This is a genomic window from Paraburkholderia sp. GV068 (assembly GCF_003058125.1).
Lineage (GTDB): Bacteria > Pseudomonadota > Gammaproteobacteria > Burkholderiales > Burkholderiaceae > Paraburkholderia > Paraburkholderia graminis.
Genome location: NZ_QBUB01000011.1, coordinates 232,236 through 256,631, shown reverse-complemented (window position 1 = coordinate 256,631; position 24,396 = coordinate 232,236). Strand labels below are relative to the sequence as shown.

22 protein-coding genes are annotated in these 24,396 nt (G+C 63.9%); 18 read left to right on the top strand and 4 right to left on the bottom strand.

Going from position 1 to position 24,396, the window contains the following annotated elements; translation table 11 throughout:
- Nucleotides 1-139: 139 nt before the first annotated feature.
- From C8K18_RS22590 to C8K18_RS22570, 5 genes are all read left to right on the top strand, one after another.
- On the top strand, nt 140-487 hold the full coding sequence (locus C8K18_RS22590) for a hypothetical protein (RefSeq protein WP_006046956.1): 348 nt from the start codon (nt 140-142) through the stop codon (nt 485-487).
- A gap of 185 nt (nt 488-672) precedes the next feature.
- Nucleotides 673-1,224: a type 1 glutamine amidotransferase domain-containing protein gene (locus C8K18_RS22585; protein WP_029965665.1), complete on the top strand. Its 552-nt coding sequence runs from the start codon at nt 673-675 to the stop codon at nt 1,222-1,224.
- A 71-nt stretch (nt 1,225-1,295) separates the two neighbouring features.
- The gene (locus C8K18_RS22580; RefSeq protein WP_006046958.1) at nt 1,296-1,862 is read left to right on the top strand and encodes a DUF4142 domain-containing protein; all 567 of its coding nucleotides are present in this window, start codon (nt 1,296-1,298) and stop codon (nt 1,860-1,862) included.
- Nucleotides 1,859-2,203, top strand: a complete 345-nt coding sequence (locus C8K18_RS22575; protein WP_053859182.1) for a DUF1488 domain-containing protein — start codon at nt 1,859-1,861, stop codon at nt 2,201-2,203. The genes C8K18_RS22580 and C8K18_RS22575 overlap by 4 nt, the downstream gene beginning before the upstream one ends.
- A gap of 117 nt (nt 2,204-2,320) precedes the next feature.
- Nucleotides 2,321-2,902, top strand: coding sequence for a hypothetical protein (locus tag C8K18_RS22570; RefSeq protein WP_006046960.1), 582 nt, complete (start codon nt 2,321-2,323; stop codon nt 2,900-2,902).
- 120 nt (nt 2,903-3,022) lie between these two features.
- Here the strand turns inward: C8K18_RS22570 and C8K18_RS22565 are convergent, their stop codons facing one another.
- Nucleotides 3,023-3,280: a hypothetical protein gene (locus C8K18_RS22565; protein ID WP_006046963.1), complete on the bottom strand. Its 258-nt coding sequence runs from the start codon at nt 3,278-3,280 to the stop codon at nt 3,023-3,025.
- A gap of 297 nt (nt 3,281-3,577) precedes the next feature.
- Between C8K18_RS22565 and C8K18_RS22560 the strand changes: the two genes are divergently transcribed.
- Nucleotides 3,578-4,027, top strand: a complete 450-nt coding sequence (locus tag C8K18_RS22560) for a PA2169 family four-helix-bundle protein (RefSeq protein WP_006046964.1) — start codon at nt 3,578-3,580, stop codon at nt 4,025-4,027.
- Between the two features lie 104 nt (nt 4,028-4,131).
- On the opposite strand, the gene C8K18_RS22555 is transcribed toward C8K18_RS22560, so the two are convergent.
- Entirely contained in the window at nt 4,132-4,470 is a 339-nt protein-coding gene (locus tag C8K18_RS22555) for a BON domain-containing protein (RefSeq protein ID WP_006046965.1), read from the bottom strand.
- 339 nt (nt 4,471-4,809) lie between these two features.
- Between C8K18_RS22555 and C8K18_RS33380 the strand changes: the two genes are divergently transcribed.
- The 9 genes from C8K18_RS33380 (at nt 4,810) to C8K18_RS22515 (ending at nt 15,596) form a co-directional block, all read left to right on the top strand.
- On the top strand, nt 4,810-4,992 hold the full coding sequence (locus tag C8K18_RS33380; RefSeq protein WP_132384603.1) for a hypothetical protein: 183 nt from the start codon (nt 4,810-4,812) through the stop codon (nt 4,990-4,992).
- Nucleotides 4,979-6,457, top strand: a complete 1,479-nt coding sequence (locus C8K18_RS22550; RefSeq protein WP_006046966.1) for an RNA polymerase factor sigma-54 — start codon at nt 4,979-4,981, stop codon at nt 6,455-6,457. The genes C8K18_RS33380 and C8K18_RS22550 overlap by 14 nt, the downstream gene beginning before the upstream one ends.
- A 172-nt stretch (nt 6,458-6,629) precedes the next feature.
- Entirely contained in the window at nt 6,630-7,799 is a 1,170-nt protein-coding gene (locus C8K18_RS22545; protein WP_029970511.1) for a pyridoxal phosphate-dependent aminotransferase, read from the top strand.
- A 94-nt stretch (nt 7,800-7,893) separates the two neighbouring features.
- Complete coding sequence (locus C8K18_RS22540; RefSeq protein WP_006046968.1) at nt 7,894-8,622, top strand: FadR/GntR family transcriptional regulator; 729 nt, start codon at nt 7,894-7,896, stop codon at nt 8,620-8,622.
- Nucleotides 8,623-8,784: 162 nt separating this feature from the next.
- On the top strand, nt 8,785-9,528 hold the full coding sequence (locus tag C8K18_RS22535; protein ID WP_029970513.1) for a (Fe-S)-binding protein: 744 nt from the start codon (nt 8,785-8,787) through the stop codon (nt 9,526-9,528).
- Nucleotides 9,525-10,916 (top strand): lactate utilization protein B, encoded by a 1,392-nt coding sequence (locus C8K18_RS22530; protein WP_107709891.1) that lies wholly within the window; start codon nt 9,525-9,527, stop codon nt 10,914-10,916. The genes C8K18_RS22535 and C8K18_RS22530 overlap by 4 nt, the downstream gene beginning before the upstream one ends.
- The gene (locus tag C8K18_RS22525) at nt 10,903-11,493 is read left to right on the top strand and encodes an LUD domain-containing protein (protein ID WP_107709889.1); all 591 of its coding nucleotides are present in this window, start codon (nt 10,903-10,905) and stop codon (nt 11,491-11,493) included. Before C8K18_RS22530 ends, C8K18_RS22525 begins: the two co-directional genes overlap by 14 nt.
- A 54-nt stretch (nt 11,494-11,547) precedes the next feature.
- A complete protein-coding gene (locus C8K18_RS22520) occupies nt 11,548-13,335 on the top strand; it encodes a VRR-NUC domain-containing protein (protein WP_107709887.1) in 1,788 nt (595 codons plus the stop codon).
- Nucleotides 13,332-15,596 (top strand): ATP-dependent DNA helicase, encoded by a 2,265-nt coding sequence (locus C8K18_RS22515; protein ID WP_107709886.1) that lies wholly within the window; start codon nt 13,332-13,334, stop codon nt 15,594-15,596. Before C8K18_RS22520 ends, C8K18_RS22515 begins: the two co-directional genes overlap by 4 nt.
- Nucleotides 15,597-15,630: 34 nt before the next feature.
- Here the strand turns inward: C8K18_RS22515 and C8K18_RS22510 are convergent, their stop codons facing one another.
- Both C8K18_RS22510 and C8K18_RS22505 read right to left on the bottom strand, forming a co-directional pair.
- Complete coding sequence (locus C8K18_RS22510) at nt 15,631-18,378, bottom strand: mechanosensitive ion channel family protein (RefSeq protein WP_107709884.1); 2,748 nt, start codon at nt 18,376-18,378, stop codon at nt 15,631-15,633.
- Between the two features lie 686 nt (nt 18,379-19,064).
- Nucleotides 19,065-20,516: a sigma-54 dependent transcriptional regulator gene (locus C8K18_RS22505; RefSeq protein ID WP_006046975.1), complete on the bottom strand. Its 1,452-nt coding sequence runs from the start codon at nt 20,514-20,516 to the stop codon at nt 19,065-19,067.
- Between the two features lie 1,408 nt (nt 20,517-21,924).
- On the opposite strand from C8K18_RS22505, the gene C8K18_RS34075 reads away from it, so the two are divergent.
- The 3 genes from C8K18_RS34075 (at nt 21,925) to C8K18_RS22490 (ending at nt 24,353) form a co-directional block, all read left to right on the top strand.
- Entirely contained in the window at nt 21,925-22,119 is a 195-nt protein-coding gene (locus C8K18_RS34075) for a hypothetical protein (RefSeq protein ID WP_006046976.1), read from the top strand.
- 138 nt (nt 22,120-22,257) lie between these two features.
- Complete coding sequence (locus C8K18_RS22495) at nt 22,258-23,703, top strand: nicotinate phosphoribosyltransferase (RefSeq protein ID WP_107709882.1); 1,446 nt, start codon at nt 22,258-22,260, stop codon at nt 23,701-23,703.
- A 170-nt stretch (nt 23,704-23,873) separates the two neighbouring features.
- Nucleotides 23,874-24,353, top strand: a complete 480-nt coding sequence (locus tag C8K18_RS22490) for a nuclear transport factor 2 family protein (protein ID WP_006046978.1) — start codon at nt 23,874-23,876, stop codon at nt 24,351-24,353.
- The last annotated feature ends 43 nt before the right edge of the window (nt 24,354-24,396 follow it).

Here is a 24,396-nt window from a genome sequence, read left to right as displayed (position 1 = left end):
TGATGGCCCGGAGCAAGGCCGGTGCCTGGCGCATACGCTGCGAGTGTGCGGGCGGAACGGTCCTTGCGAACAACGTCATACGTATCAACGCAAGCGCAAGCGCAACGCAAACGCAAAGCCAACCGAAAAGGAGAGCGCCATGAGCAGCACGCTGAATCCCGATGAAGAGCCGCAACAGGTGGTGAAGCAGACCTCCGGCACGACGGGCACGTTGGGACCGAGCGATTCGTCCGATAGCGGCAGCGATGTCGCCGGCGAGAAGCGTCACGAGTTCGACGTCGAAACTGAACTGGACAATCACGCGCTCGAAACCGGGGAAGCCGAACTCGCCAGCGACACCGATCGCGCCGGCACGGGCGAGCGCGCCGCAGCCGACGGCGATTCGACGCTCGATCCCGATCGCGACATCGAGCCCGATCACATCGTGCGGCCATCGGCAGCCGATGACGGCGACGACGGTCTCGACGAGGACCCCACCGGTCTTTAATCGACCTGTCCGGTTCACACCCAACGCGCCGCAACGCCGGCCCAGCGGGCGGCGCAGCCAGATCGACGGGCAGGCGCGGGCGGCAGGCACATGCCTTGCTGCCGCATAGTCAATGAGTAGCGAATCACGGAGGCGGCCGCGTCGAACGCGCGCAGCCCCGCACTGGAATTGAAGGAGAAAACGCAATGGCTAACAGCCTCGACGGTCTGAAGATAGCGGTACTCGCAGTGGACGGTTTCGAACAGGCGGAACTGGTCGAGCCGAAACGCGCGCTTGCCGAAGCGGGCGCGACCGTGCATGTGATTTCACAGAAGCCGGGCAAGATCCAGGGCTTCAAGCACGTCGATAAAGGCGACACGGTCGACGTCGATTCGACGTTCGACAAAGCCACCGCCGACGACTACGACGCAGTCGTGTTGCCAGGCGGCGTGGTGAACGGCGATGCGATTCGTCTGCTGCCGCAGGCGCAGGCCTTCGTCAAAGCCGCCGACAGCGCGAAGAAGCCGATCGCGGTGATTTGCCACGGCACGTGGCTGCCCGTATCGGCGGGAATCATCAAGGGTCGAACGGTGACGAGTTGGCCGAGTCTGCAGGACGACATTCGCAACGCGGGCGGCACATGGGTCGATCAGGAAGTGGTGGAAGACAACAACCTGATTTCGAGCCGCAAGCCCGATGACATTCCCGCATTCAACAAGGCGCTGATCGGGCAACTGTCGAAACGCAAGGCGGCATGAGCGGTGCAACGCGATTCGCGCATGCGGCGAGCGAGCAGCGCCGGTGACTCCGTAAGCAAGGGAGAAAAAGCATGAAACTACGGTATTCCCTACAAGTGATGACTGTCGCGCTCGGTCTTGGCGTGGCGTCGGCCGGCGCGGTCCACGCGCAGGCAAGCGACGCCCCTGCAAGCGATGCGCCCGCGGGCGGCACGCAGCTCTCGCCCGCGGATCAGCAGTTCATCCAGGACGCTTCGCAATCCGACGCCACCGAAATCGCCGCGAGCAAGATCGCGTTGAAGAATTCGCGTGATCCGCGTGTGAAGAAGTTCGCGCAGCAGATGATCACCGATCATACAAAGCTCTCGCAAAGCATGGCCGCGCTCGCCGCGAAGAAGCGGCTGCCGGCGGCGGGTGCGGCCGATTCGGCACTCGTCGGCAAACTGCAAACGCTCAAGGGCCAGCAGTTCGATGAAGCGTACGTCGAGCAGGTCGGGGTCGAGGCGCATCAGCGAGCGGTCGATCTGTTCCAGCAGCAAAGCCAGAGCGGCACCGACTCGCAACTGAAGGCTGCGGCGGCGCGCGCGCTGCCCGTCATCAAGCATCATCTCGAGATGGCGAAGCAGCTCGCCGGCACCATGAAGGGTTCTTCATCATGAACGCTATCCTGCCGCGGCCTGCCTATGAGGACTCCCTTATGCAGATCACTTTCCCCGACGACAAGCCGACCTTCGACGGCGCGAACCTGACGGTTCGCTTCATGGCGCGCGTGGACGGCGAACCGGTTGTCTGCGCGATTACCGTCGAGGCGCTCGAGGATCACTTCGGCGCGCCGTCGCCGCTCGAAAGCGCCTTGATGGAGGCCTTCGACAAGGGCCGCAACCGGATCCGTTCGGTATGCGCCGAAGCGCTCGACCAGAACAACGGCGAAGGCGTAATCTTGCATAGCGGACTGTTCCGGGTGGAAGGCATGGAACCCGATCGCGGCAACGCTGCCTGAGTCCATCGCGCCGCTGCTCCGCTGCTCGCCGCCGGTCTTCGTCAACTCCTCGCCACAAGGCGCACCGCGGTTCGCGAGCGTCGTCTGTAAAAACGCATCACGATGCAAGGAGGCCTTATGTCACTCATCGTCGCAGCACGCTTTACGACTTTTCCCGCCGCTGAGGAAGCGGCGCAAAAACTCTTCAATGCAGGCTTCGTCGAAGAAGACGTCACGCTTTTCTTCGTCAATCCGCGCGGTCAGCATGCGCGTTTTCCGATCGGCGGCGACGTGCATACCGACGCCGGTGCGAAAGGCGCGCCGAAGGGCGCCGGTCTTGGCGTGACGGTCGGCGCGGTGGCGGGCGCGATCATCGGCGTCGGCATCTTTGCGGCGTTCTCGGCGCCGCTGCTTGTCTCTGTGATCGCGGCGGGCGTCGGCGCCTATATCGGCTCGCTTGCCGGCGCGATGTGGCGCACACGCAAGGACGGCGACGCAGGAAACGGTGCGGTGTTTCACCAGGAGGCGCGCGATTCGGGCGTGCTCGTCGCCGTGCACGTATCGCCCGACAATCAGCTCGAGGCGGCGCGCGTGCTGCGTGAAGCGGGCGGTGTGTCGATCGAGCGTGCAACGGGCCGTTGGCAGCAGGGGCGCTGGGCCGACTTCGATCCGTTGAAGCAGCCGGTGCCGCTCAATGAGTACAGCGAGAAGCGCGCTTGATGGACGCTCGTACGAGCGCTGTGTAACAGCGAGTAGGCCCGACAACTTAATGTCGGGCCTTTTCTTTTGCGGACCGCAAACCGCGGAACACGCGTACAGCTTGCCTTGGACCCTTGCGGTTTATACCCAGACGCGTGCGGCGCCGCGCTGCGGCAAAGGCAGCGCATGCTCCGCCGGCGGTTGCTCGCGCGCCGGCTCGCATGAAGCCGGAATGATGCCGTTGCGCGACGTGCCGCACGACGAAGGCGCCGTTCGTACGCTTTCGGGCGTGCTTGCCGTAACGCCTGTAGGCGGCTCCATATGCTGACGAATCTGAAACACGCCCGCCGACGTGACGATCGCGACGGTGGCCAGAAGCTCTGCGCTGCTGATCTTCATGATGTTGCTCTCCCTGTCGTTGCTGCCCGCGATTCTTTTCAACTCTTGTGCACTGCATGACATCGCGCGGGCGAGATGAAGGGAGCAACGCACATGCCAATCCCAACAGCTTGCTGTGCATGCGTCGTTCGACACGCCAGGCACGCGCCGTGCGAGTAGTTGAGTGAACTCCGTCGCGTATGCATTCATGAGCAGTTCATGAGCAACTCACGACAAAGCAGGGGCACGCGCATGGCAACACACGCGCTAACCCTCGCGACGGATTCCGCGATTAACGAAACCCCTTGGAGGTATTGAATGGCTACGAACGTTGTTTCCGTGCTGAACGATCTCGTCGAAACATCGAAGGATGGAGAAAAGGGCTTTCGCAAGGCAGCCGAAGATGCGCGCGACACGCAGTTGAAGACGCTCTTCCTCACGCGTGCCGAAGACTGCGCCCGCGGCGCACGCGAACTGCAGGATGTGGTTCAGCGTTTGGGCGGCAAGCCGGAAACGGGCGGCAGCGTGAGCGGCGCGCTGCATCGCGGTTGGGTCGACATGAAGTCGGCGGTGACGGACCGCAGCGATCATCAGATACTCGTCGAGGTCGAGAAGGGCGAGGACGTCGCGAAGAAGAGCTATCACGACGCGCTCGAAAAAGAATTGCCCGCGGATGTGCGCGCGATCGTTGAGCGTCAATATCAGGGCGTGCTGCAGAACCACGACCGCGTGCGTGATCTGCGCGATCAGTATGCGGCGAAGAGCTAACGGCTAAGCCTCGCGTTCACGCAAAAAAGCCGTCCGCATGCGGACGGCTTTCTCTTTGCCCGGCGCGGAATTCATGAAACGCGCCGGGCTCCCTGCAACCGCATTTACTCGGCTGCGATTTTCAGGCGGTTCTTGACGCTCGTCACACCCTTCACGCCTTCCACGACGTCCTGGGCGGCGAGTTTATCGTCGGCGGAAGGCACGGTGCCCGTGAGCCACACGACGCCCTTGCGCGTCTTCACATGGATATGCGTGGACTTCACGTTCTTCGCGCCCAGCAGTTCTGCCTTGACCTTGGTGGTGATCGTGCCGTCGTCGATATGCTGACCAATGCTTTCCGACGATGCGGGCGGCGCCGAGGCGCTGGTTTGCGCGGTAGCGTTCAGTGCGAATGCGACACACGCGATGCTGCCTGCGGTCTTCAACAGATGGATGGTCTTCATGGTTCCTCCTTCGGGTGTTGATGAAATGGCGGTCTTGTTGCCTGCGGTCGATCGCGGCCTGCGCCGCCGATGACTCGCGTGGGATCGTTGCCGCTACGGTTCCGTCAGGGCCCGTTATCGACACCGGCCGGGTCTTCGCAGTCGTTGCGCCTCAGTCGTTAAACGATTAGCGCCGGATGCGAGGACACACGTCCGTCCACATAGAGCCGGGTCGCAAAGTCTGTGCCCGCGGATCAGTCCGCGCAGTGCAAAGCCGGTCGAGCCCCGATTGCAGCGGCGCTTTTCCGCTGATGAATAAGCGCTCAGCACGCCACGAAAGGGCGGAGCAAAAGATAAGAAGTGAACCCGGAATTTGCCGCCTCGCTTGTAAAAAAGGCGCCGCGCGGGGCCGCAATTCGCAAGCCCGAAAAAGCAAAGGCTAGAAAAAACAGCGTGTTGCAAAAGCTGGTACGGCAGTTGCTCTGTTCAGGTTGCTCTTTACTTCAGCTATTCATGGGACCTCAACACGATGCCTTCAATTGAACTTCGCACAAGGCAGTCTCTTGCACTCACGCCGCGCTTGCAGCAGTCCGTGCGTCTGTTGCAGCTATCGTCTCTGGAGTTCCAGCAGGAGTTGCGAACCGCGCTCGATACGAACCCCTTCCTCGAATACGATTCGTCGGAAACGGAAGACGTCGCGCTCGCAACGCCGACCCCCGACGAAGCCGGCGCGCTGCCCGCCACCGATGCGGTCGCGGCCGCCGAGCCCGACGCGTTGCCCGCCGAAGCGGTGACGAGCGAGACGCTCGACAGCGGCGGCCCGGACGACATGCCGGGAGACTTCTCGGGCGACTACAGCAGCCGCAGTTCGGCACGCCAGAACGGCGATTCCGACGGCAGCGATCCCGCCGAATGGGCGCGCTCGCAGCCGACCTTGCGCGAGCAGTTGCATGACGCGCTGCGTCTTTACCGGCTGGACGACCGCGATCGCGCCGTGGCGCGCTTCATCATCGAGGCGCTCGACGACGACGGTTATCTACGCCAGGACCTCGCGGATCTCGCGGACAGCGTCGATCTCGAGCCCGAGTTGACCGAAGAAGAATTGCTGGTGGCGCTGCGCCTCGTGCAATCGCTCGACCGTCCGGGTCTCGGCGCACGTTCGCTGTCGGAATGCCTGCTGCTGCAGGTCAACGCGTTGCCCGCGGAGACGCCGGGGCGCGACGTGGCGCGGCAGATCGTCGAGCATCATCTCGAACGGCTTGCGCGTCGCGAGCAGGCCGAATTGCAGAAGCAGATTGGCTGCAGCGCAGAAGAACTACGCGTGGCCTGCGCGCTCGTGCGCAAGCTCGACCCGAAGCCGGGCAACTGCTATGGCCGCACCGAGGACAACTACGTCGTGCCCGATGTGATCGTGCGTCAGGTGCGCAACAAGTGGGTCGTGACGATCAACCCCGCGGTGCAGCCGCGCGCGCGGATTCACCGCATGTATGCCGAGCTGTTCGCGCAGTCCGCGGGCGCGAGCCGTTCGCCGCTCGCGCAGCAGCTTCAGGAAGCCCGCTGGTTGATCAGGAATGCGCAACAACGCTTCGATACGATTCAACGCGTGGCCGAATGCATCGTCGCGCATCAGAAGGCGTTCTTCCAGTACGGCGAAATCGCGCTGAAGCCGATGGTGCTGCGCGATGTCGCCGACGAACTCGGTCTTCACGAATCGACCATCTCGCGCGCGACCGGCAACAAATATATGGCCACGCCCCGCGGCATTTTCGAATTCAAGCATTTCTTCCCGCGTGAACTCGGCACGGAAAGCGGCGGCACCTGTTCCGCGGCCGCGGTGCGCGCGCTGCTCAAGGAGATGATCGCCGCGGAAAACACGCGCGATCCGCTGTCCGATGTGACGCTTGCGAAGATGCTCGCCGATCAGGGCGTGCTCGTTGCGCGCCGCACCGTCGCGAAGTATCGGCATCTGATGAAAGTGCCGCCGGCGGAGTTGCGCCGCCAGGTTTGAGCCGCGAGTTTGAGTCGCGAATTGAGTCGGCTCGACGTTTGTTGCATGCGGTGATTCGATCGAAACTGAAGCGCCACGCGAGACTGTCCGCCCGCGTGGCGCTTTTTCGTATCTGGACGTTTCGCGCACGCCCCATTACATTGGCGGGTCAAATCGGAAACGGGTGAGCGCGATGAAGTATTCGAGTCGGGTAGAAGGTCTGCAAGGCAGGCGCACGTCGGCGTGGGAAATTCATCGGGTCGCGCAGCAGGCGGCCGCGAAGGGCGAGGACGTGATCGTGCTCAGCGTCGGAGACCCCGACTTCGCGACGCCCGCGCCGATCGTCGAGCGCGCCATCGACGCGTTGCGCGGCGGCGATACGCACTACAGCGCGGTCTCCGGCCGCGATCCGTTGCGTGCGGCGATTGCCAGCGAACACTCGCGCATGAGCGGCGTCGCCGTCGCGCCGGCCAACGTGATCCTCACAGCGGGCGCGCAAAACGGCGTGTTCGCCACGTCGCTGTGTCTGCTCGAAGCAGGCGACGAAGTCATCGTTCCAGAGCCGATGTACCTCACGTACGAAGCCTGCGTGCGTGCGGCGGGCGCGACGCTCGTGCCGGTGCCGGTGGACCCCGCGCGTGCGTTCCACCTCGATTGCGACGCGCTCGAAAGAGCGGTCACCTCGCGCACCAAGGCGATCTTCTTCGCGACGCCCTGCAATCCGACGGGCGTCGTCATGCCGCGCGCGGATCTCGAGCGGATTGCGCGCGTCGCCTGCGAGCACGATCTGTGGGTGCTGTCCGACGAAGTCTATGCCGACCTCACGTTCGAGCGCGAACATGTAAGCATCATGTCGCTGCCCGGCATGGCGGAGCGCACGGTGACGCTAGGCAGTCTGTCGAAATCGCATGCGATGGCCGGCTGGCGTGTCGGTTGGGCAATCGGCCCGACGCAGTTGATCGAACACATGGGGCGGCTCGCGCTCGCGATGCTGTACGGCTTGCCGGGTTTCATCCAGCAGGCCGCGCTGACGGCGCTGCAAGAGAAGGCGCGAATCGTCGATGAAATGCGCGAGATTTACCGGCGCCGCCGCGACGTCGTGTTCGAGCACTTGAGCCGCATTCCGCGCTTGCGCTGCCTGCTTCCCGAAGCCGGCATGTTCATGATGGTCGACGTCAGCGGCACAGGTCTCGATACGATGGATTTCACGTGGCGGCTGTTTCGCGCGCAAGGCGTGTCGGTGCTTGATGCAAGCGCGTTCGGCGAGACCGCTAACGGCTTCGTGCGCCTGGGCTTCGTGGTGGATGAAGCGCGTCTTGCCGAGGCATGCAAGCGGATTGCGGCGTTTGTGGCGACGGTATAATTCATTCGCGATTCCGCGAATGCCTGCAAGCGCCCGCACGTGTCTTGGGCTCGCCAACGAACCTTGAACCATTCGGCTTTATGAGCCGCCGCCTATGCACTTTCGCCCGATTCAGTCCTTCACGCGCAAGCGGCTTTCCGACGTGGTCGCCGATCAGATCAAGCAATTGATCTCGGACGGCGTGCTGATGCCGGGCGACCGCTTGCCGGCGGAACGCGATCTCGCCACGCAACTGGCGGTGTCGCGGCCCTCGCTGCGTGAGGCGCTGATCCGGCTCGAGTCGGACGGTTATATCGCCACGTCGGGGCGCGGCGGTTTTACGGTGGTGGAGCTCACCGCGCCGCTCATTTCGGGGCCGCTCGCCGAACTGCTTTTGCAGAATCCGCGTACCAGTGCCGATATTCTCGAATTGCGCCAGGGGCTCGAATCCATTTCGACGGTGTATGCCGCCGAGCGCGCGACAGCCGCCGATCTTCGCAAGATCAGGGCCGCGTTTGAAGCGTTGAAGGCGGCGTCGCGATCGCAGGATCGTGACAATCTCGCGGAACTGGACGCCGCGTTTCACCTCGCGATTGCCGACTCCACGCACAACATCGCGCTTGCGCATGTGATGCACGGCATCCATACGCTGATTCGCGAAGGCATGCGCCAGTACCATCGGCTGATCGATTACGACGAGGCGATGGAAAAGCAGTTGATGAGCCAGCATCAGGCCATCTACGACGCGGTCATGGCGCGTGACGCGCAAAAAGCGCGCAAGGCCGCGGAGCGGCATCTCGCCTTCGTGCGCGAGATTTATCAGGAAGACGCGGCGAAGCTGTAGACGTTTATGGGCGGTCGCGGGCGCCTGTCGCTCAGCGCCCGTCGCGATCTTCCGATTGACACGAACGGGGGACTTCCTTATATTTTTGGTCAGACCAAGCTGACCAACCTTGCCAACATGACCGCCGGCGGTGTCTCGTGCCGCGTTCCGTCCAATGAACTCATGAAAGTCGCCCTCTTTATTCCGTGCTTTATCGACGCGTTTTACCCCGAGGTCGGCATCGCCACACTCGAATTGCTGGAGCGCTTCGGCATCGAGGTCGACTATCCGCAGGAGCAAACCTGTTGCGGCCAGCCGATGGCCAATAGCGGCGCGCACGCGGACGCGGCCGGCGCCGAGCGCGTGTTTGCGCGCAACTTCGCGGGCTATGACTACATCGTCGGACCTTCGGCGAGCTGTATCCATCACGTGCGCGAGCATCTGACCGCGATCGAGCAGACGGATGAAGTCAGAAACGTGCGCGCAGGTGCTTATGAACTCGTCGAGTTTCTGCATGACGTGGTCGGCGCGCGCGAATTTCCGTGGGCTGAGTTTCCGTATCGCGTCGGCTTGCATAACAGTTGCAGCGCGTTGCGGCATCTTAAGGAGGCGTCGGTGTCGGAAGTCGCGGGGCAGCCGTTTTCGAAACCACGCACGTTGCTCGAAGGCGTGAAGGGCATCGAGTTCGTCAAGCCGTCCAGACCGGATGAATGCTGCGGTTTTGGCGGCACTTTCTCTGTCACGGAAGAGCCCGTCTCCGTGCGCATGGGGCAGGACAAGGTGCGCGATCATCTGAACGCAGGCGCGCAATACATCGTATCGGGCGACATGTCGTGTCTGATGCATCAGCAAGGCTGCGCCGAACGCATGAAAGCCGACGCGCGCTTCATCCACATCGCTCAGGTGCTGAACGGGGCACGCGCATGAGCCGCATCGACCACGCGAAGGCGGCCGGCGAGTTCATCAGGAAGACTGAACACGTTGCGTTTCACGACAAGCGTCTGTGGGATTTGCGTGAGAAGCGCGACGCGCAGGCGCACGGCATTGCCGAATGGGAGACGCTGCGCGAACTCGCCTCGGGCATCAAGGAACATACGCTGTCGAATTTGTCCGAGTACCTCGAACAGTTTGCCGCGGCAGCGGAGGCGAACGGGGTCGTCGTGCATTGGGCGTCCACGGCGGAAGAGCACAACGCGCTCGTCTATCAGATCATGTCCGCGCGCGGCATGACCACGCTGGTCAAAAGCAAGTCGATGCTCACCGACGAATGCAAGATGCGCGAGTATCTCGAACCGCGCGGCATTACGGTGATGGAAACCGATCTCGGCGAGCGCATCCAGCAACTCGACCATCAGGACCCGAGCCATATGGTCGTGCCCGCGGTCCACAAGTTGCGCGCCGACGTCGCGCAACTGTTCGGCCGAACCATCGGCACCGACCCAAACAATAGCGATATCCACTATCTCGCCGAAAGCCAGCGCATGAATACGCGGCCTTATTTCGTGCGCGAAAAAACGGCCGGCATGACAGGCTGCAATTTCGCCGTCGCGGAGACGGGCACGGTCGTGGTGTGCACGAACGAAGGCAACGCGGATCTTTCGGCGAATGTGCCGCCGTTGCATATCGCGTCGATCGGTATCGAGAAGCTGATTCCCAAGGTCGCGGATCTCGGCGTGTTTATCCGCATGCTGTCGCGCAGCGCGCTGGGTTCGCCGATCACGCAATACACGTCGCATTTCCGCGCGCCGCGTCCGGGCACGGAGATGCATTACATCCTCGTCGATCATGGCCGCTCGGAGCGGCTCGCGATGGAGGACTTCTGGTACTCGCTCAAATGCATCCGCTGCGGCGCGTGCATGAATACGTGCCCGGTCTACCGGCGCAGCGGCGGGCTGTCGTATGGCGGCACTTACTCCGGGCCGATCGGCGCGATCATCAACCCGACCTTCGATCTGAAGCGCTATAGCGCGTTGCCGTTTGCGTCGACGCTCAACGGCAGTTGCACGAACGTATGTCCGGTGAAGATCAATATTCACGAGCAGATCTACAAATGGCGCACGGTAATCGCCGAGCGTCATGAAGTGCCGTTCGTGAAGCAGGAAGTGTTGAAGATGGCGGGGCGCCTGCTGGCGAGTCCGACCTTGTATCGCGCGACCGTCGCGTCGATGAGCGGCGCATTGCGGCGGCTGCCGAATTTCGTGCTGTATAACCCGCTGAATATCTGGGGCAGGCAACGCGAGTTGCCCGAGGCGCCGAAGCAGACCTTCCACGCCTGGTACAAGAAAAACCGCGGAGGTGACGATGGCAACGCGTGAGGCTTTTCTCGCGAAGGTGCGGCAGGCGCAACCGGCCGCGCGTCCGCGTCCCGATGTGCCGCTCTTTCCCGCGATGGGCGGCGATCTGCGCGAGCGCTTCGCGGCTGCATTGCAAATGATGGGCGGCACATGCGTGCAAGCGCAAGCCGCGTCCGATGTCGCCGCGTTGATCCGCGAGCGGTTCGGCGCGGCGGTGTCGATCACATCGGCTACAGCCGAAGTGCCCGGCACGCGCATGCTGACCGCCGACACCGAACCGGCATCGCTGCAGGACATCGACGTCGGCGTGGTGCGCGCGCGTTTCGGCGTCGCGGAGACGGGCTCGGTGTGGTTCAGCGAACGCGAGTACGTGGTCAACGCGTTGGGTTACATCGTGCAGCATCTCGTGGTGCTGCTCGATCCGGCGCAACTGGTGGACGGTTTGCAGGACGTGTATCGGCGCGACGACTTCCGCGATGCGCGTTATGCCGCGCTTGTCACGGGGCCGTCCGCGACCGCGGACATTGAAGGCGTGCTGATTCGCGGCGCGCAGGGCGTGCGTTCGCTGACGGTGGTGTGGCTCGCGGCAAAGCCGTAGCGGCAGTGGAGTTTGCTATCATCACTGTATAAACGTACAGGTCCTGCAAACTCCGTGGCAACCGATGCTCCGCCGGATTCCCTCGCCGGCGCTCCTTACTATCTGCTGAACTTCGAGCGTGCGCTTGCATGGCTCGCGCAACGTTACGACGATCTGCTCGATGCAGGCGAGCGCGCTTTTCTCGGCGCGTTTGCGTCATTGCCGCAAGCGTCGCGCGCATTGCTGGTCCGCATGCTGATGCGCAAGGGCACGCTGTTTCGCGCGAGCCGCCTGGCTTACGACGAAATCGGCTGCCCGTTACGCGCCGCCGCGCCTGTTACTGCGCTCGGCTGGCTGGACGCGGCGCCGCATCTAACGCTCGACGATCTCTTTGCACTCACCACGCGCGCCGAATTGCTGAATATTTTCGCGGACGCGCTCGCCATGATTCCCGGCGCGCGCAGCCTGCGCAAGCCCGAGTTGCTGGACGCATTGCGTCCGTTCTATGCGGAAGAAGATGAGCGTGAGAATGGCGGCGGCGCCGCGCGTCCGTTGTCCGCATGGCATGCGCATTCGAGCGATTGCGTGTTTCGTGTCGACATTGCGCCGCTCTGCGAGCGTTTTCGGCTGATGTTCTTCGGCAATCTGCAGCAGGACTGGTCCGAGTTCGTGCTCGCCGATCTTGGCGTGTTCCAGTATGAGAAAGTCGCGTTCGGGCCGGCGTCGCGTGCATTTCAGCAGCGCGCGGACGTCGACGTGTATCTCGCGTTACAGGCATGTCGCGATGAGCTTGAATCGATAGAATCGTTCGGATCGCTGATTAATTCGGAAGCGACAAGTGACGCGATCAACGCCCTTGTCGCGCGCGTTCGTGCAGTCGAAACGTCTAACTCGTGGCTCGAAACGCGCCGCGCGAAGCTGCTGTTTCGCATCGGCCAGTATTGCGAACGGCGGCAGATGTGGCCATCGGCGCTCGCCGTGTACGAGAGTTGCGCGTGGCCTGGCGCGCGTCATCGGCGCATGCGTGTGCTCGAGCGCGGCGAACGTTTCGATGCGGCGCTCGCGCTCGCGTCGCAGGCCGCGGCATCGCCGGAAAGCGAGGAAGAGGCGCAACGTATCGCACGCATGTTGCCGCGTTTGCAGCGCAAGCTCGGCGAGCCGGCGGTTCGCGTGCAGGCGGCGCGCGCGGCCGAGCGCAGCACGTTGACGTTGCCGAGGCCGCAAGCGCCGCAGGCCGTCGAATACGTCGTGCGCGATCATCTGACTTGCGACGCCGCGCCGGTGCATTACGTCGAGAATGCGCTGATCAATTCGCTATTCGGCCTGCTCTGCTGGGAGCCAGTATTCGCCGCGTTGCCCGGTGCGTTTTTCCATCCGTTTCAACGCGGTCCCGCCGATCTTCACGCGCCGGATTTTCATGCGCGCCGTGCCGTGCAGTTCGCCGCGTGCCTGGCTCAACTCGATAACGGCGCGTATCGCCAGACGATTCTGCGGCATCTGCATGAGAAGGACGGCGTGCAATCGCCGTTCGTGTTCTGGGGATTGCTCACGCCCGAACTCGTGACGACTGCGCTCGACTGTCTGCCCGCCGCGCATCTGAAGTTGTGGTTCGAACGTCTGCTGCGCGACGTGCGCGGCAATCGCTCGGGGTTGCCCGACCTGATCCGCTTCTGGCCCGCCGAGCGCCGTTACGAGTTGATCGAAGTGAAGGGACCCGGCGACCGCTTGCAGGACAACCAGATCCGCTGGCTCGCGTATTGTGTACAGCACGGCATGCCGGTGCGGGTGCTCGACGTGCGTTGGGCGGACGAAGCCGAGTGCAATGCCACGCCCGCCACATTCACAGCGGAGCGCACGGCATGAGCTACATCGTCGCCGTGCGAGCGATGTGCGAGTTCACCGCAAGACGCGGCGACCTCGATCTGCGGTTCACGCCCGCGCCGACTTCGCTCGAAGGCATGGCGGGGCACGTGACCGTCGCGGGGCGTCGCGCGAGCGGCTACGAAAGCGAAATGACGCTGATCGCCACGCATCGCAATCTGACCGTGCGAGGCCGCGCCGACGGCTACGATCCGGCGGCCAATCGTCTCGAAGAGATCAAGACGCATCGCGGCGATCTCGAACGCATGCCCGCGAATCACCGCACTCTGCATTGGGCGCAGGCGCTGGTGTACGGACATATGCTGTGCCGCGCGCGCGGACTTGGCCAATTGACCGTCGCGCTGGTTTATTTCGACGTCGGCAGTCAGAAGGAAACGTTGCTGACGCAAACGCATACGGCGCGCGAGCTCGAGGTTTTTTTCGTCGAACAATGCGAGCGCTTTCTCGACTGGGCCGTGCAGGAGGAAGCGCATCGTGCGGCACGCAATGCCGCGCTCGGCGCATTGCAGTTTCCGCACGCGCAGTTTCGCAGCGGCCAGCGCGAACTGGCGGTGTCCGTCTATCGTGCGGCGCGCGGCGGCAAGCCGCTGATGGCACAGGCGCCGACGGGCATCGGCAAGACGCTCGCTACGATCTTTCCGTTGCTGAAGGCCTGCGCGGCGGAGCAGATCGATCGCGTGTTCTTTCTGACCGCGAAGACGCCGGGCCGTGCGCTCGCGCTCGATGCAATCGAAACGCTGCGCCAGAGCGCTGCGCCGTTGCCGCTGCGAACGCTTGAACTCGTCGCGCGCGACAAAGCCTGCGAGCATCCGGACAAGGCGTGCAACGGCGAGTCGTGTCCGCTCGCGCGCGGCTTTTATGACCGGCTCGACGCGGCGCGCAGCGCGGCGCTTGCCGGGCCGAGTCTCGATCGCGCCGCGGTGCGCGCAGCGGCGCTCGCACATGACGTCTGTCCGTACTACCTCGCGCAGGAACTCGCGCGCTGGGCCGACGTCGTAGTCGGCGACTACAACTATTACTACGACAGCAGCGCGATGCTTTACGCGCTCACGCAGATCAACCAGTGGCGCGTCGGCGTGCTCGTCGACGAGGCGCACAATCTGCTCGATCGCGCGCGCCGCATGTACACGGCGTCGTTGGATCAGGCGGCGTTGCGGCTTGCGCGCAACACGGCGCCGCCCACGTTGCGCAAGCCGCTCGAACGCTTGCAACGCGAATGGAATGCGCTCAAGCGCGCGCAGACCGCTTCATACGAGGTCTACGCCGACGTACCGGGCAAGCTGTTATCGGCCGCGCAGAATCTGATCGGCGCGGTGACGGATCAGCTTGCCGAAGCACCGCTTTCCATCGATCAAACGTCGCTGCGTTTCTTCTTCGACGCGATGCATTTCGTCGCGCTCGCCGAGCAGTTCGGCGAGCATTCGATTTTCGACATCACGCTGACGACAGACCGCCACGCGCCGCGCGATAAAACCAGTTGCGTGCTGTGCGTGCGCAATGTGATTCCCGCGCCGTTTCTCGCGCCGCGCTACGCCGCCGCGCGCACCACGGTCATGTTCTCCGGCACGCTCAGCCCGCATCATTTTTACCGCGATACGTTGGGGCTTGCCGAGGACACGTCATGGCTCGACGTCGAAGGGCCGTTTCGCGCGGAGCAATTGCAAGTGCGGGTTGCGGGCAACGTGTCGACGCGCTGGCGCGATCGCGACCGTTCGCTGGAACCTATCGTCGAGTTGATTGCGAGGCAGTACACGGCGCAGCCCGGCAATTACCTGGGGTTCCTGAGTAGTTTCGAGTATTTGAAACGCGTCGTCGCGCTGATGCGCGAACGCAATCCTGACGTGCCTGTCTGGGCGCAGGAGCCGGGCATGGACGAAGCCGCCCGCGACGCATTTCTCGCGCGCTTTCGCGGCACCGACCAGGGCGTCGGCTTCGCGGTGCTGGGCGGTGCGTTTTCCGAGGGCGTTGATCTGGTCGGACAGCAGTTGATCGGCGCATTCATCGCGACGCTCGGCTTGCCGCAAATGAACGAAGTGAACGAACAGATGCGCCGCACGATGGAGGCGCGCTTCGGCAGCGGCTACGAATACATGTACCTGTACCCCGGTTTGCAGAAGGTGGTGCAGGCGGCGGGGCGCGTAATTCGCACGGAGCACGACGAGGGCGTCGTGCATCTGATCGACGACCGGTACAGGCGGCCCGAAGTGCGCCGCCTGTTGCCTCGCTGGTGGCAGGTTCAATAGATAGCGCGCGCCCGGCGCCCTGTCAGTCAGTACGTCACTCGTGCGGCGAGGTCGGTCCCGGATTCGCGGACGTGCCCGGTCCGCCCGCGGGCTTCGAGTCGACGGGGATCTGGTCTTCGACGGGCGCGTCGCCCTTTGATGCGCCATCGGACGAAGCACCATCGCCGGAAGCATGCGTCGAAGGTTCCTGCTGCGGTTCCTGCTTCGGCGGCTCGCCCGCTTCGACGCGCGGCGCGACGCTCTCCGGGTCCCACGTCAGCAGGTTGCGCTGCGGATTGGCGATCTCGATGCCGCGTTCGCGGAAGCGGTCGAGAATGCGCCGGTTGAATTCGCGCTGCACGCCCCAGCGAGCCGAGTCGCGGCATTGCATCTGGCCGGCCAGTGTGACGGCCGAGCCGTCCACCGCGTCGACGCCCCAGAAGCTGAAGTCGGACAGAATGCCGTCCTTGAACTTCTCCTCCTCGCGCAGGCCGGCGCCGATTTCCTTGAGCGTGTCGATCGCGAGATCCACGTCCTGGCCGAATACGATGTTGACGCGGACAGCCGCATTGCCGATGCCGCGATTGGTGTTGTTGACCGTCGATACCGAACTGAACGGCACGGTATATAGAGAACCGTCGCTGCCGCGCAGGCGCACCGTGCGGATCGACAGATATTCGACGGTGCCGGACACGCCCGCGAGCGTGACCCAGTCGCCGACCTGCATCGCGTTTTCCATCAACAGAAAAATGCCTGTGATGAAGTCCTGCACGAGTTTTTGCGAGCCGAAGCCGAGCGCCACGCCGAAGATGCTCGCGCCCGCAAGAAGCGGCCCGATGTTCACGCCGAGCTGGCTCAGTCCGGTCAGCACGACGACGAGAGCGATCACGCAGAAGAGGCCGGTGCGCAGCATCGGCAGCAGCGTGCGCAGGCGCGCGGCGCGCACGAGGTCGCCGGTCGTGGTCCAGCGATCGAGCCGCCGTTCGACCGATACGTTCACGCTTTCCCACACGAGCAGCGCGATCACGGCCGCCACGCCGATCGTGACGATGGCCGACGCGAGCCGGTGGCCGACGCTGCCGTCGCGGAACAGTTCGCCGACATCGACGCCCCATACCGCGAGCAACGCAAGCGCGGTCACGATGCCGATGATCCACGCCACCACGCGTCGCGCGAGCGGATAGTAGCGGTACGCATGCCGGTTCACGAGCGAGCGGTCCGCGTCTTCGCGTCCGTTGAAGAGCCGCGCCAGTGCGCCGAAGATCACGATGGCGAGCACGCGCGCGCCCACCAGCACCGCGAGCGACGCGCCGCCGAGGTGCAGCAGCGCGTGATAGCCGTTGCGCACGTCGAGCGCCCAGACGAACCACAGCGCCATCACGACGAACACCGAGAGCCACGCCCATGCATCGGCGAGCGCATTGCCGAACATTTCGAGCGATGGCCGCGAAGCGGCGCGCTGCCGGATCAGTTCGCCGACCGGCTTCGCGCATTGCAGGATCAGGATCGAGAGCATCACGTGGCCGGCGAGCGCGACGACCTTCATCAACGCGAGATGCGCGGCTTCGTTCAGGCCGAGCGATTGCCCGATTTCCGCAATCGCCGAGCCGACGCCGACCACGCTGACAATGCGGATCACCCAGCGATGCACGAACACGGCCCACGCATCGCTCATGCGCAACAGGCGCAGACGCGGCGCGGCCGGCTGCAGGAAGAAGCCGCTCACGATCACGATCAGGCGGCACAGCACATAAATGTCGACGAGCGAATCGAGCGCGCGGTCTGGCGGCGTGCCGTCGTCGGTGAAGATCGACATGAGGGCGCTCGCCGCGCCCACGAACACCGCTAGCGGCAGCAGGCGCAGCACTGTGATCAGCAGCGCGCGGGGCAGGCGTTGCAGGAGCGTCCAGTGATGCGTGGCGTTTTGCTTGCCTTTGGCTTCGGCCGCTTTGCCGCTGGCGGTGGACGGCGTGGGCGTTGGTGTGAGTGTTGGCGTCGCGGAAGGTTGGCCCGTTGCGGGCGTCGTTGCAGCACTGGCCGCTGCGGCGGCTTGTGCGCGGGCTGTTGTTGTGGATTCGGCTTTCGATTCCGCTTGGGCCCGTGCTTCGGCCTGCGCCTCGGCGACCGGCGGTGCGGGCAACGGCGGCGCGGCATGCGCGGCGTCGGCAGGCTGCGGTTCGACGTCGACGGGCAAGTCGGTGCGCGGCGCGTCGGCGGGATCGCCATGCTCGTGGCGCGCGGCCAGCGTGCGATACGCGCGGCGCAGCACACGCCGCGCGAGCCATTCGAGCACCAGCGCCGGCAACAACGCGGCCAGCAGCGACCAGGCGACGTGCGCGAGGATCGAGCGCGCTTGCGGACTGGTCGATTGCCAGTTCCACCACGCGCGCACCGAGGCGACGTCGAGCAGCGCCGTCACCGAGTTGCGCAGCGATCCGCCGAGATGGACCGCCCAATGCGCGCCCTGACGGGCGAGCTGCGAGGCCAGTCCGTTCGATTTGAACGCGGCGGGCACGAGCGACGCTGCGCCGCTCGCGGCAGCGGGCGCGGAGGCGGCCGTCGGTGCCGATGCCGGCGCACTCAGCGCGCCGGCCGCGGCGATGGCCTGCAAGGTATCGGCGACCTGCGCGCGGCGCCTGGGGTCGTTGAGAACCGAGAGCGCCTGGCGCGCCTGGTCGGGCGTCAGCGTGACGGCGGTGCCGGAAGCCTCCGCGGCGGGAGTGGCCGGCGTCACCGCGGCGAAAGCGGGCGGGGCGCCGAGAATGAGCAGAACGACGAAGCAGGCGTGTAGAAATTTGCGCATAAGGTATGGGACGGGCTGCGGAATGCGGACGGCGGCAGGACGCATCGGCCGGTCTGGCTGTTTTGGGCCTGGGCCCCGGTCTTGACCGACACGAGTTTCGCCGCGCAAGTTCCTGAGGCGGCGGCCGCTGCGTCGTTATGGAATGCGACGCGGCGTCCCGGCTCGCGAAGACGCGCGCGTCGGCGACGCGCCGGCAACATGCGGTAGCAAGTTGCTTGCCCGTGGGTTTTGGAGGGACGCGCAAGGAGAGGGAAGGACTCCGTTGCGTGTGGCTCAGCGGCCAACGGGGCGAGATACCGTGAACGGATAGTAGGCGATATAACGCCAAGGACAACGCTAAGACAGCAACGCGAGGCAGCAACGCCAAGAACAACGCCGAGGCAGCAACGCGAGGCAGCAACGCCGAGGCAGCAACGCCGAGGCAGCAACGCCGAGGCAGCAACGCCGAGGCAGCAACGCCGAGGCAGCAACGCGAGGCAACAACGGCTGGCACAACGGCACGCAACAACGGCAGGCACAACGCCAAGAACAACGCCAAGAACAACGCCAAGAACAACGCTAGGCACAACCAGGCTCGACACCCGAAGCCTTACACCCAGCGCCGCAACCGCAAAACAACCCGCGCCAAGGGCGGACCACCAACCCTAAACTGCCCGCCCGCCCTCTACACCGACAACCACCTAAACCTAAACCGAAGCCGCCGACACCAATCCATGCCCGCGCCGCTCAGCCTCGCTGTCCCCATCCGCATCCGCGCCGCCGTTCGATCCGTTGCCGCCCGAAGGCTCCGGATGCAGCCGGTCCGCGTGCATCAGCCGGTACAGCGTGGCGCGCGAGATGCCCAGTTCGACCGCCGCCTCCGACAACTTATAGCCGTGCCGCTGCAACGCATGTTCGATCGCGTCTTTCTCGGCCTTGCTGCGAATTTCCGCGAGCGTGACAGCGGGCCCGTTGTCCGTGGCCGGCAAGCCGAGGTCGTTCGCGGTGATGAAACGGCCCTCGCTCATCACAACGGCGCGCCGCACGCAGTTGATCAGCTCGCGCACGTTGCCGGGCCATGCATAGTTAGACATCGCGACGATCGCGTCGCTCGACAGCCCGCGCAGTTTGCGCGCGCCGTCCTGCTTGTACATGCTGAGCGCATAGTTCGCGAGCAGCTTGATGTCGCCGCCGCGTTCGCGCAACGGCGGCTCGACGAGGCGCAGCACGCATAGCCGGTGATACAGGTCGGCGCGGAAGCGGCCGTCTTCGACTGCCTTGTCGAGATCGACGTGCGTCGCCGAAATAACGCGGACGTCGACGTGAATCGGGCCGTTGCCGCCGAGCCGCTCGATCGTGCCTTCTTGCAGAAAGCGCAGCAGCACCGCCTGGCATTCGTGCGGCATGTCGCCGATTTCATCCAGAAAGAGCGTGCCTTCATGCGCGCTCTCGATCCGCCCGATCTTGCGCTGAAGCGCGCCGGTGAACGCGCCGCGTTCGTGACCGAACAGTTCCGCCTGCAACAGGCTCGGCGGAATCGCCGCGCAATTGATCGCGACGAACTGCCGGCCGGTGCGCGGCGAGCGCTCGTGAATTGCGAGCGCGGTCAGCTCCTTGCCCGTGCCCGATTCGCCGGCGATGAACACCGGCGCCTCGGTCGCGCCGCATTTGTCGATGCGCCGGTACAACTGCTGCATCGCCTCGCATTGACCGACCATGCCATGCCGCCCGAGCGACGGTTCCGGCGCTACATGTCCATGCCTCAGCGACGACAGCCCATGCGCGTGGCCGAGCGCGAACACGAGACGCTCGTTGAGCCACGGCCGCGTAACGAAGTCGAAGCAGTAATCGAGGATAAAGCGGCTGACCAGTTCGTTATCCGCCTGGCCCGGCGCGATCTGCGCGACCCAGTTGGTTTCGGGGCGGCGCATGCACGCAGCGAGCGCGGACAACTGCTGCGTCGTGCAGTCTTCCGGCAGTTCGACCAGACCAACCTTGACGTTGTCGCGCTCGATCATGCGTTCCGCGCCCGCCGCGTTTTTCGCGTGCACGGCATGCCAGCCCGATGCGGCGAGGAAGTCGGCGAGTTTCTGATCGGGCGAGCTCGACACATAAAGAACGGTGCGTCCGGTGTCCGCAGATGCGAAAGTCATTTCCATTACCCCCGATTCCTACTGCTCGAAAGACTGCTGTGCGAGATATTGAAGACCGGTGTGGCGGCCTACAGTCAACGTTTGCGGCGGAGCGAGCAGGGCGCGGCGCAAGCCGCGAGGCGCCGCATTATCGCGGCAGGCGACGGAAGGTGCCTCGTGGCAACCGCCGGAGTAGTTCATCCCCGAATCACTTATACCGTTTCTTAACTCGTTCGTTTTTTTTATGGCGCTCTGACTGGCGCATGACTCAAACATAAGCGAAAGCGCTTTGGAATGCTATACAAACAAATCAGTATCGAGAAAGTTTCCCGATTTGACGTGCGCTTATTCGGCAGTCGCCTGATTTTGCAAGGCGCCGCGCGGCTAATCCGATACTGTTCGGACGGCGATACGTCAAGGCGTGTTATGCGCGCTGGAGTACACAGCGCGTGAACGAATGCGCTTTACGCGTCGGCATACATCCATTTGCGATGTTTCATGCATGCAACAAAAATCGCATAAGCCTTTTCGGCCATTTTCGTGTCGCTTTTATGTGTTTCGGCGTCGGCATTAATGACCGGGCTCGCACACAAACCGCGAAGCCGCGCGGGCGTGGCAGCGAATGGCGCTTATCGGAAGCGTGTATTCGATGCGTTAGATGCGCATCTTGCAGACCGCGTGAACGCCCAGACGCGTCTCGAATACGAATCACCGGCGGTTTTTCAGTTGGGCGATCGGGCGGACGGTAGCGTTGCATCGTCGGCGACGCTCCGCGCGACGGCACCTGGGCGCACATGGCATAGCCATTGCATTAAGGGAATCGCAGCGAATCTGTTGTGCCGGTCAGTAGAGGTAACGACCGGCGCAATAAACGACTTCGTGGACGTGGCCGGGGAATGCCATTGCGTCTACGAGGCTGCGGCGGGGCCACTGACAGACGGACGTCAAACAACACGGGGCGAACGACCGATGCGAAGCGGTCGTTCGTCACCCGACGACGCAACGCTCTGACCTCGCCGGTTTTTTTCGTCTGTGAAGGTGCAAGTGTTGGGCCTATAACGACAGGTCGTCGCGCGGCAACGTTTGCGCGACCGACGTGCATAACAGGGAAGGGGCAGCGTACGGTCTGGACCAACCGGCGCGACGAAACGGGGAGAAGGCCACAGCCTCCATAAGAGAGGCACATAGCGAGGTGGACCGGGCGCCGTGTTCGCGCTTTCGCGTGGGCACGGCGGACCTGGAAGGCTGCAACGCGGCCGTCAGCGCATTTCAATGTGTCATTCTCACGGGGGATGTCATGAAAGCACCTGTTTCCGGGCCGGCCCGCGCGCCGCGCCACGATCAGCCGGCCACGCCGGGTACTTGCTCTGTTACTCCTTCAGTTGCTCAATTTGCGGGCAGCGTTGTCCGTCTTCGTTACCGGGCATGCGCCGGCATGCAGCGCGCGTTGTTCGCCGCGCCGCCGGTCGATCTGCTGACGCTCGTGATCGCCGACGCAATCAAGCGCCGCGAGCAGGCCGAGATTCAACGCCCCGCACTGCGCGATGCCTATGAATTGCCCGTTTCGCAGGAGCGCAACGCAGACCGCGATGCGGACATCCGCCGGCGCGAATACGACGATCTGGACTGAACACCGTTGCGCAACAGCGGGCGGCACGGGCAAGTTGCATGAACGCGGAAGCTGAAGCCGAAGCCCGCGCGCGCATCGTGCCCGTGGCATCATGTAAAGCCAGCTACCGTCAGCGAGCCGAATGCGGCGTCATCCACGATGAACGAATTCAGCGGTCCTAGCGGCGCTTCCGCGATCTTCTCGAATCCGATCCTCAACACGGATTCATACAAGGCGTCGCACTATCTCCAGTACCCGCCGGAAGCGTCGGCGATGTTTTCATACATCGAATCGCGCGGCGGGCGCTACGACCGCACGCTCTTCTTTGGCTTGCAGATGCTCATCAAGCAGTATCTGTGCAGTCCCATTACCGCACCCATGATCGACGAGGCCAAGGCGTTTTTCAGCGCACATGGCGAGCCGTTCAACGAAGCGGGCTGGCGTCATATCGTCGAACGTCATCACGGTTATCTGCCGGTGCGCATTCGCGCGGTGCCCGAAGGGTCGGTGGTGCCCACGCATAACGTGCTCGTCACCGTCGAATGCGACGACCCCGAGGTGTTCTGGCTCGCGTCGTATATAGAAACCATGTTGTTGCGCGTGTGGTATCCGGTCACGGTCGCGACGCAAAGCTGGCATCTGCGCAAGACGATTCGCGAGTATCTGCTGAAGACCAGCGACGATGTCACGCAACTGCCGTCCAAGCTGCATGACTTCGGCGCGCGCGGCGTGTCGAGCGCGGAATCGGCGGCGATTGGCGGCGCGGCGCATCTGGTCAGCTTCATGGGTTCGGATACCGTGCTCGGCGTGGTGGCCGCCAATCATTACTACAACGAGAGCATGGCCGCGTTTTCGGTGCCGGCCGCCGAGCACAGCACAATCACCGCGTGGGGCCGCGAGCGCGAGACCGACGCGTATCGCAACATGATCGCGAAGTTCGCGAGGCCGGGCGCAATCGTTTCCGTGGTGTCGGACTCTTACGATCTGTTCGCTGCGCTGAAGGTGTGGGGCACGGAGCTGAAGCAGGCGGTGCTCGACTCAGGCGCCACGCTCGTGATCCGCCCCGATTCCGGCGATCCGCGCAGCATCGTGTTGCAAACGCTGCGCGCGCTCGAGGCGTCGTTTGGATCGGTGCTGAACAGCAAAGGCCGGCGCGTGCTCAACAACGTGCGCGTGATTCAGGGCGACGGCGTGAATCCCGACTCGCTCGAGGCCATACTCGCGGCGATGGACCGCGCGGGTTTCGCGGCCGACAACATCGTGTTCGGCATGGGCGGCGCGCTGTTGCAGCAGATCAACCGCGACACGCAGCGCTTCGCGATGAAATGCTCGGCGATCCGCCTCGGCGATACATGGCATGACGTATCGAAAGACCCGGTGACGGACAGCACCAAACGCTCGATGAAAGGACGGCTCACGCTGCTCGTCAATCGTCGAACGGGCGAGTACCGCACGGCGACGCTGCCGCTCGCGCCGGATCGGGACGCGCGCGCCGATGGCTCCGATTGGGACGATGCGATGGAAACGGTGTTCGATTCGGGCAAACTGCTCGTCGACGTATCGTTGTCCGAAATCCGGGCTCGCGCTCACGCGCACGAAGGCTAGCGCATCGCGGATGCGAGCGCGGGCGCGATCATTCGATACAATCCCGCGAAGTTCGGCTGATCGTGTGCGGCGCGTGCGGTTCGATTGCCGGTTGCATCGCGCACAATCAAACCGGCTTCCATATCGGCTGCAATGCGGGCTTTTAATCCGGCAACTCAAGTACACAACAAATGAGCCATCCCAACACCGAACTGATCGAGCGCTTCTATACGGCGTTCCAGCGGCGCGACGCCGCCACCATGATTGCCTGCTATGCCGATGACGTCGTCTTCAGCGACCCGGCGTTCGGCGAATTGCGCGGCGACGAAGTGCGCGACATGTGGCGCATGCTGGTCACGCGCGCGCAGGATTTTTCGCTGACGTTCGATAGTATCGAAGCCGATGAACATAGCGGCCGCGCGCATTGGACCGCGGGCTATGTCTTCAGTCAGACGGGGCGTCCGGTGGTGAATCATGTCGAAGCGCGCTTTGCGTTTCGCGATGGACTCATCGTCGAGCATCGCGACAGTTTCGACTTGTGGGCGTGGATGCGCCAGGCGTTGGGCGCGCGCGGCGCGCTGCTCGGATGGTCGCCGCTCGTGCATCGCTCGATCCGCGCGCGAGCGAGAAAAGGGCTCGCGATTTACCGGCGCCAGGATCATGGCGCCTGACCGCCGGCTTCCGCCGATGCATTATTCTTGTTCTATCCAACAG